This window comes from Polaribacter dokdonensis (assembly GCF_024362345.1).
GTDB lineage: Bacteria > Bacteroidota > Bacteroidia > Flavobacteriales > Flavobacteriaceae > Polaribacter > Polaribacter dokdonensis.
Genome location: NZ_CP101505.1, coordinates 1,118,992 through 1,129,604, shown reverse-complemented (window position 1 = coordinate 1,129,604; position 10,613 = coordinate 1,118,992). Strand labels below are relative to the sequence as shown.

1 protein-coding gene is annotated in these 10,613 nt (G+C 33.9%); it reads right to left on the bottom strand.

Annotation, left to right across the window (positions count from 1 at the left end; genetic code table 11):
• Positions 1-111: 111 nt before the first annotated feature.
• Positions 112-10,095: a collagen-binding domain-containing protein gene (locus LPB302_RS05170; protein ID WP_255164376.1), complete on the bottom strand. Its 9,984-nt coding sequence runs from the start codon at positions 10,093-10,095 to the stop codon at positions 112-114.
• Positions 10,096-10,613: the final 518 nt, after the last annotated feature.

The following is a 10,613-nucleotide window of genomic DNA, read 5'->3' as shown; positions in this document are numbered from 1 at the left end:
TTTTAGGTTTTAACCATAAAAAAAGAGCTGACTTACGTCAGCTCTTGGGATCAATAGTCTTAAATTAATACCCCTAAAAATTATTTCGACTATTGATATTTTGCTTAGGTTTTATCTAAAAATAATTTTAGAAGTACCATAGTTTGTTTCTTTACTAGCTACTTTAAGTAACATAACTCCAGTTTTAACTCTAAAGTTAAAGTCTAGTTCGTTTTTACCAGTATTTAAGTTTACGTTTTCTTTGTAAATAGTCTTACCAGTGATGTCTGTTAAAGTAACAGTTGCTTCAGTATCTACTTGACTAAATAATAACAAGTTTACATTACCTTGAGAAGGGTTTGGATATGCCATAAATTCGTTTTCGAACTTCTCAATTTTATTTACAATTTGATCTTCTACTGCAATTTTGGTAAACTTCACGTCAGAGATTGTTAAATCTAATTCTTTAGTTTGGGCCTCTACAGGTAAGAAGGTAAATAATAATGTTGTTAAATCTTCAGCTGTTAAATTTTCTTGACTAGCACTAGATGTAAAGATGTCAAAAGGAACATAATAAGTTTGCTCTTCTTCAGATAAATCTACCATAACTCTATATTGTGCTTTCCAATCTTCGATAGATTTTTTAATTAAACCTAATTCAATAAGTCCAGAACCTTTAGCAGTGAAAGATAAATAGTTGTATTCAGAATAATCAGCAGCTAAAGTACCAGGTAATAAAGATTTGTATAATGTTAGGTAATCAAAGTCACTTGTTGCTCTAAGTGCTACGTTTCTATTGATTGCATGCTCATCATCTTGATAAGTTCTATCAAAACTATTAGATACAAAGTAATCTTTAATTTTAGTATAGCTAGCATCGAAATCTAATCCCCAGTTACCATCTGCATGATAAAAAGCATCTTCTACTTCACCATCAACTTTTACTAAACCATCATATTCATAACCATCAGCAATATCTACTCTTAATGTTTGCTCTAACTCAGTGTTTACTGGGTTATATCTAAACTTCACATTGTTAGCAGTCTCAGAGTAGATTTCTTCCATAGAAATCTCAGTGTTTAAACCTTTTTGAGTACTTCTTAATAATACTACCAACTCGTTTTTCTCTCTAGAGATTTTAGCAGCATACGTTTTAGGTACTTTCTGCACTTCTGTTTGAGTTACAGGAATAAATGCTTTTAAGTTGTTTAAAATATCTACTACTAATTTTTGAGTATCAGCAGGATTAGTTGTCCAAACTTGGAAGTTATACACATCATTAAATTTGATGTAGTTGTTAACATACCAGTTAGTTTGAATTGTATAATTTGTATCATTATTATTCTTAGCAGTTGCAAAAGAGATTGCGTATTCTACTACACCATTTCTTTGCTTAATACCTTGCATTAAGAAGTTGTAACCTTCTAACTGTACAGTTTGAATGTTTAAAATCTCAGCACCTCTTAATCTATCACAAGAAGCTTTGGTATGGTTATAGATTTTATCAGAAGTTTTTACTCCTAATACTACACCTTTTGTTTTACCATCTAAAGAGAAATCTACAGACAATACTTCATCAGCTACAGTGTAATCTAAGATATCAGTAGGAGAGGTTACATTAGCTACATTACCAGCTACTAACTCAGTAGGGAACATGTCTAACATAGTTTGACCTTTACCTTGGTAAGGCTGCTCAGCTTTCATCTTAGCTTTGTTGTAAAGATTTGCGTCAGATTTTACGAAAGTAGTAGGTACAGAATTCTTTTTTCTACCTACATAAATTTTAGAAATAGCATCACCTAAAGACTCAGACTCAACTCCTCCAGAATTACCTCCTGTTACTTCGCCTGAAGTTACTGTAACAGAGAATCTATGAGTTTTAGTACATCCATTAATATCTTCTGCAATAATTTCTACATAGTATAAACCAGCATCAGAAACTGTTGCTGTAGCTGTTGTTACATTTGTACCAATATTAGCTACTAAAGATCCATCAGAGGCTAGTAAAGACCAGTCATAAGATTGAAAATTAGCAGGATTGTCAATTGAGAATGTTTTAGTTACACTTCCATCTCCATTACTAACAGAGCTTGTAGTTAAAGTGATGTCTAAATCTTGTTTTACAATAACTTGAGTTGTTGTAGAATCTGATCCAACACTGTTTGTAGCAGTCATGGTTACAGTATATGTACCTGAATTTGCGTATGATTTAGTAGGACTCATTAAAGTGCTACTAGTTCCATCTCCAAAGTCCCAAGCATAAGTAATAGGATCATTTGGTTGAGATACATTACCAGTATTTGATGTATTTGTAAATTCGAAAGAATTACCATCAAAACATTGGTTGTTGTTATTTACATTAAACTCAGCAGTTGGAGCAATACCTGTGCTAGTTGTACAGCCAGAAATAGCTGGTAAGAAATTAGCAGAGTGTACTTCACCTCCAGAATGATTAAAAGATTTCGCAATTACTTGACCTTCTATATTAGATTGATTTACAGTTTTGTTGATATCTGCAAATGGTGCAAATAAAGAACCCACAACTGTAGAGTTTCCTACAACATTTAATGTAGTTGTATTATAGAAGTTATAAATAATGTATGGTGCATCTTGCTGACCAACTCCTGCTTGATTCCAAACAGACCAGTCAAAAGATCCAGCTGCATCTACATTTATTACTAAAATGTTAGTTGCACTAGGCTTATTATTATAAGTAAATACACTTACATTATTTAAATCTGAACCAGTAACATTTAAATAGTTAACACCAGCTTGTAAATTAATTTTTACTTGATTTGGTAAATTAGTATTAGATATTGGCTGTCCATTAGGATTTGTTAATTGTGCATTATTCGCATATTGAGATAAATTTGTTGAATTACCTCTTAATGTTTGAAAAGCACTTGCAAAATCTATAACATTACTTTCAAATACAGGGTTGTTAGTAGATGAAACATTTAATTGATTTGCATTTGCTTGCAAGTTAATTCTTGGTGAAGAATTATAACTAGAATTTTTAGTAATTCTAATAGGAGAAAATGCATTGTTTTGATCTTTATACCAAACTGTAGATCCATTACTATTTCCAATTTTCACATAAGTGTTTTGGTTAATCTGTAATGAATTACCTGATTGATAATTTACTTTACCACCAACAACTAAGCCAACAGGAACATTATTCACTTGGAAAGATCCAGGATCATTTGTTGTAATTTGGTAGTTTCCAGATAGTGTTAAGTCTCCTCCAGTAGCTACACTACCTTCAGTTTCATTTGTAGATAATTGTAAACCTTCTAAAGTAAATACGTTAAAACCTAATGCAGCTTCAGTAGGAGTTTGTGTACAACTACCTTCAGTTACAGTAAATGTAACATCACTTGTAGAAGCAGCACAAGAACCACTTGCAGCAATTGTATATCTTATAATAACAGTTGTATCTGTAGATACATCAGCAGGAGTATAAATATTACCATTTATAGTACCTCCACCAGAAACTACAGAGAAAGTTCCACCTGTAGGATTACCTGTTAGTGTTTTAGTTTGTCCTTCGTTGATTGTTGTTGCTGTAGTTGTATTATCAGCAACCACATCACATACAGGAGTTACAGTAAAAGTAACGTCATCAGTTGTAGCAGCACAATCACCATCAGCAGCAATCGTATAACGAATAACTACAGTTGTGTTTGTATTGATATCATCTGGAGAGTATGTGTTTCCATTGATAGATCCACCACCAGAAATAATAGCCCAAGTTCCACCAGCAGGAGATCCTACTAATGTTTTTGCTTCACCTTCATTAATTGTAGCATCAGAAGTAGCATTATCTGCAATTACATCACAAACTGGTGTAACAGTAAAAGTAACATCATCTGAAGTTGAAGAACATGTGTCATCAGCTGCAATTGTATAACGAATTACTACAATTGTATTTGTATTAATATCATCAGGAGCATAAGTAGATCCATTAATAGATCCACCACCAGAAACGATAGACCAAGTACCACCAGCAGGAGTTCCTGTTAGTGTTTTAGTTTGACCTTCGGTAATATCGGCATCAGAGGTTGTATTATCAGCTATTTCACAATTTTGATTTACAGTAATGTTGTAGTTATTTGTAATAATAGTACCACAACTATTTCCAGAATCAATAGTAAAGATATCTGTACCATAGAAACCTGTATTAGGTGTATATGTTAATGTACTTAAATAAGAATTAATAGTTCTTACATTACCTGTAATTAACAAGTCGCCTGGACCATTTACTCTTACATCATTTCTAGTTCCACTTACTCTAACAATAACATTTAAAGTTCCATTATTTACTCTTAATCTTACAGTTACTAAATCATCACCTGAAACACTAGTGTTATTAAGGTTTAATTGCGTATTCTCAGTAGTGTTTAAATTTGAAGTAACTGAATTGATTGGATCATTACAAATAGGAGTTACTGTAAAAGCAACGTCATCAGTTGTAGCAGCACAATCACCATCAGCAGGAATTGTATAACGAATAACTACAGTTGTGTTTGTGTTGATATCAGCTGGAGTATAAGTTGTTCCATTGATAGTTCCTCCACCAGAAACGATTGACCAAGTTCCTCCATTTGGAGTACCAGTTAATGTTTTAGTTTGTCCTTCAGTAATTGAAGCAGTAGAAGTTGTATTATCAGCAACCACATCACAAACAGGAGTTACAGTAAAAGTAACATCATCAGATGTAGCAGCACAATCACCATCAGCAGCAATTGTATAACGAATAACTACAGTTGTGTTTGTATTGATATCAGCTGGAGTATAAGTTGTTCCATTGATAGTTCCTCCACCAGAAACGATTGACCAAGTTCCTCCATTTGGAGTACCAGTTAATGTTTTAGTTTGACCTTCAGTAATTGAAGCAGTAGAAGTTGTATTGTCAGCAACTACATCACAAACAGGAGTTACAGTAAAAGTAACGTCATCAGTTGTAGCAGCACAATCACCATCAGCAGCAATCGTATAACGAATTACTACAGTTGTGTTTGTGTTGATATCAGCTGGAGTATAAGTTGTTCCATTGATAGTTCCTCCACCAGAAACGATTGACCAAGTTCCTCCATTTGGAGTACCAGTTAATGTTTTAGTTTGTCCTTCAGTAATTGAAGCAGTTGAAGTTGTATTGTCAGCAACTACATCACAAACAGGAGTTACTGTGAAAGTAACATCATCAGATGTAGCAGCACAATCACCATCAGCAGCAATCGTATAACGAATAACTACAGTTGTGTTTGTGTTGATATCAACTGGAGTATAAGTTGTTCCATTGATAGTTCCTCCACCAGAAACGATTGACCAAGTTCCTCCATTTGGAGCACCAGTTAATGTTTTAGTTTGTCCTTCAGTAATTGAAGCAGTTGAAGTTGTATTGTCAGCAACTACATCACAAACAGGAGTTACTGTGAAAGTAACATCATCAGATGTAGCAGCACAATCACCATCAGCAGCAATCGTATAACGAATAACTACAGTTGTGTTTGTGTTGATATCAGCTGGAGTATAAGTTGTTCCATTGATAGTTCCTCCACCAGAAACGATTGACCAAGTTCCTCCATTAGGAGTACCAGTTAATGTTTTAGTTTGTCCTTCAGTAATTGAAGCAGTAGAAGTTGTGTTATCAGCAACCACATCACATACAGGAGTTACAGTAAAAGTAACATCATCAGTTGTAGCAGCACAATCACCATCAGCAGCAATTGTATAACGAATAACTACAGTTGTGTTTGTGTTGATATCATCTGGAGAATAGGTGTTTCCGTTAATAGTTCCACCACCAGAAACGATAGAGAAGGTTCCTCCAGCAGGAGAGCCACTTAAAGTTTTTGCTTGATTTTCAGTAATAGTTGCTGTTGAAATTGTGTTATCAGCAGTAATACAAACTGGAGTTACAGTAAATGTAACATCATCAGAGATAGCTGCACATGTACCATTAGCAGGTAATGTGTATCTAATTTTTACAGTTGTATTTGTATTAATATTTGCAGGGGTATAAATGTTTCCATTAATAGTTCCACCTCCAGAAACGATAGAGAAAGTTCCACCAGCAGGAGTTGCAGTTAATGTTTTTGTTTGCCCTTCATTAATAGTTGCAGTAGCTGTTGTATTATCTACTACTACTTCAGCAGGTTCAGAAATGGTTAAATCAGAACCTAAATCAATTGGGTAATCATTATCACCCCATTTAGCCCAAACATCGTAAGTTCCAGGTGCTAAGTTAGAGTATGTAACACTTTCAGAAGCATCACTAACTTTAGCTTGATAGTTATTTCCACCATCTAAACTGAATACAATGTTTGTTCTTGAAGTATTGTCTTCGAATGTTATAGTAATAGTACCATCATTTAAACCGTAACAAGTTACATCTGTTTTTACAGCGGTTGCTGTAGGTAAAGCTTCTACAATAAAAGTAACGTCATCAGTTGTAGCAGCACAATCACCATCAGCAGCAATTGTATAACGAATTACTACATTCTCATCAGAAATAAGATTGTTAGGTGTATATAAGTTTCCATTTATAGAACCACTTCCAGAAACAATAGAGAAAGTTCCTCCAGCAGGAGATCCGCTTAAAGTTTTAGTTTCTGTTTCACTGATTCTTGCTGAAGAAGTTGTATTATCAGCAACTACATCACAAACAGGAGTTACAGTAAAAGTAACGTCATCAGTTGTAGAAGCACAATCACCATCAGCAGGAATTGTATAACGAATAACTACAGTTGTGTTTGTGTTGATATCAGCTGGAGTATAAGTTGTTCCATTGATAGTTCCTCCACCAGAAACGATTGACCAAGTTCCTCCATTTGGAGTACCAGTTAATGTTTTAGTTTGTCCTTCAGTAATTGAAGCAGTAGAAGTTGTATTATCAGCAACCACATCACAAACAGGAGTTACAGTAAAAGTAACATCATCAGATGTAGCAGCACAATCACCATCAGCAGCAATTGTATAACGAATAACTACAGTTGTGTTTGTATTGATATCAGCTGGAGTATAAGTTGTTCCATTGATAGTTCCTCCACCAGAAACGATTGACCAAGTTCCTCCATTTGGAGTACCAGTTAATGTTTTAGTTTGACCTTCAGTAATTGAAGCAGTAGAAGTTGTATTGTCAGCAACTACATCACAAACAGGAGTTACAGTAAAAGTAACGTCATCAGTTGTAGCAGCACAATCACCATCAGCAGCAATCGTATAACGAATTACTACAGTTGTGTTTGTGTTGATATCAGCTGGAGTATAAGTTGTTCCATTGATAGTTCCTCCACCAGAAACGATTGACCAAGTTCCTCCATTTGGAGTACCAGTTAATGTTTTAGTTTGCCCTTCAGTAATTGAAGCAGTAGAAGTTGTATTATTAGCAACTACATCACAAACAGGAGTTACAGTAAAAGTAACATCATCAGATGTAGCAGCACAATCACCATCAGCAGCAATCGTATAACGAATAACTACAGTTGTGTTTGTGTTGATATCATCTGGAGAATAGGTGTTTCCGTTAATAGTTCCACCACCAGAAACAATAGAGAAGGTTCCTCCAGCAGGAGAGCCACTTAAAGTTTTTGCTTGATTTTCAGTAATAGTTGCTGTTGAAATTGTGTTATCAGCAGTAATACAAACTGGAGTTACAGTAAATGTAACATCATCAGAGATAGCTGCACATGTACCATTAGCAGGTAATGTGTATCTAATTTTTACAGTTGTATTTGTATTAATATTTGCAGGAGTATAAATGTTTCCATTAATAGTTCCACCTCCAGAAACGATAGAGAAAGTTCCACCAGCAGGAGTTGCAGTTAATGTTTTTGTTTGCCCTTCATTAATAGTTGCAGTAGCTGTTGTATTATCTACTACTACTTCAGCAGGTTCAGAAATGGTTACATCTGCTCCTAGGTCTCTAGGAAGTTCGTCATTACCCCATCTAACCCATACATCATATGTTCCAGGAGCAATATTTGAATATGTTACACTGCCTGAATCATCTGCAACTTGTGCTAGATAATTTGCTCCACCATCTAAACTAAACTCTAAATGAGTCCTAGAGGTAGCATCATCAAAAGTGAAGGTAATTGTACCATCATCTAAACCATAACAAGTAACATTAGTACTAGATACATTTACAGATTGTAAAACTTTTACTGTAAACGTAACATCATCAGTTGTAGCAGCACAATCGCCATCTGCAGCTATAGTATATCTAATAGTTACAGAAGTATCTCCATTAATGTCATCTGGAGTATATGTATTGCCATTAATAGTTCCACCACCAGAAACAATAGAAAAAGTTCCACCTGCAGGAGAACCTGTTAAAGTTTTTGTTTCTGATTCCGTAATTGAAGCAGTTGAAGTTGTATTATCAGCGACTACATCACAAACAGGAGTTACAGTAAAAGTAACATCATCTGTAGAAGCAGCACAAGAACCGTCTGCAGCAATTGAGTAACGAATTACAACGTTAGTATTTGTATTAATATCATCTGGAGTATATGTTGAACCGTTAATAGATCCACCTCCAGAAATGATAGAGAATGTTCCTCCAGCAGGAGAACCACTTAATGTTTTTGTTTGTCCTTCATTGATTGAAGTTGAAGTAGTTGTATTGTCTGCTGCTTCACAAGGAACACAAACTTTAACTTCTACAGCATCTAAATCATAATCTGTATGATTTATATTTCCTTTATCAAAAGCAACATATCTAAAACTTGAATTCGAAACAACTGTAGTGGTAATAAAACTATTTGATGTTGTTTGGGGTGTAGTTGGATGACTCACAAATCCAGAATTAGAAGAAGTAGATTCAGATAAATCTATATAAGCTGTCCCATTTACACCACTCCTTACTCTCCAAGTTATGATGTATTCTGTTCCAGCTGGAAAAGTTTGATTAAAATCTACAATTAATTGTTGGTTACTGCTGTGAATTTCTGCAAAGTTTCCATCAGGAGCACCAGCTACATTGTTTTTGCCGTTAACACTATTTACATCACTTTGATAAGAAGCATATGTGCTTATACAATTAGATCCTGTACTTGCAGGAACAGTTATTTGATAGTCGTAAAAACAGTCATCATAGTTAGTAAAAGCTCTTATGATATAAGTACCACCATTATCAGAAATATTAGAAATTATTGTTGCTGGTAAAGAATTTGGTAATTCTGTAGCAGTTGCAATTGTTGTTGGGCCATCATAACTTACTGCATTTAAACTACTAATTCCGTAAAATTGAGTACGATTTGATGAGTTTATTTTTACTGAACCATTATTATTTGTTGGAGTAACACTACTTAATGTTAATGAAGGTAAAGAAGGACAACAATCTGAAGAAGTGTTATCATTTAATAAAACCTCTGGTTGTCTATCATTATTTTGAGGAACTAACCAAATAGCATCTGCAGCGCTTAAAGTACCATTACTAACCCAAGTTTTTATATTATTAACAGAATAGGTGTTGCCATCTGCACCTGTCCATTGATAGTTGTAATTTGTTGTATCTAAATTGTCTGTATAATGCCATACTGCAACTGCAATTGCTCTATAAAAATTATCTGTTAGACTAGAAGGTGTTGAGCTTGGAGCGTATGAATTATGCTTCATTAAACTCATTACTTTCTGTACTTTGTTAATAATAGAACTATTAGATAAATTACTGTTATTAAAGCTAATATCAGCTAAAGGATTTAAAGTCGTATTAAATATATCATCTTCTTTTGGAGCTGTATCATATAGACTCAAACAAAATGAAGGAATTCCACTATCGTTAATAGTTGACCTAGATATACCCCAAGAACTTGCTTCAGTAATTAACAATGAACTTTCTGGAGAACATACATTTGTTCTGCTATTTGTAGAGTAAGTATCTAAACTAAAAAAATCTTCGTAGTTTGTTTTAGAACCAGATTTGGCAACAGCTCCACTAGCTTGTCTAATGCTTGCTTTACCTGTTGGATTAGAAGTGTTTTGTGAAACTATTCCAGTAGTACTTATAAAAACTAAAACTAAAAAAGTTAATAGGGTTTTAGAGTTCAACTTATTTGCTAATGCAATAATGTCGAATTTCTTCGTTTGTGATTGTGTAATTTTTTTCATGGCGTGAAAAAGGTTATAAAATAGGGTTACAACTTTTATTCTCCTTTTGAACAAGACTTTAGAGGTTTTGAGCTTAGGGTAGAATCGTTAGTTAGACGTCGATTTTAAGCACTCGATTAAAAGGCTTTAAAATCATACTAATTACTTAGTAAAGCATTTAGCCTAGATCTAATTCAGATTTTATCAAATAAATAATTTGTTTTTTGCTTACTGAAGAAATCAGTAAGTTCTGCGGATTAGGGTGTAAATTTTTCTTCATCGAAAAAGTTTTAATTTAGGGTTAATAACTTTACTATCAAGAACAAAATTAAAATATTTTGGTCTTAGGGGTGCTTTTTTTCGTTCAAGGGCAGTATTATTTCGATAACTGAACAATAAACGATTTTTACTCGCTTATGAAAAGTTCAATGAGGGGTAAATTGCTGAGCTGGGGAAATCTCATTAATTTAAAAGTAACTTCTTATAAGAATGCAAATTTAACATTTTAAAGTATTAGTTATTAGCTTAGATGCTAAGAA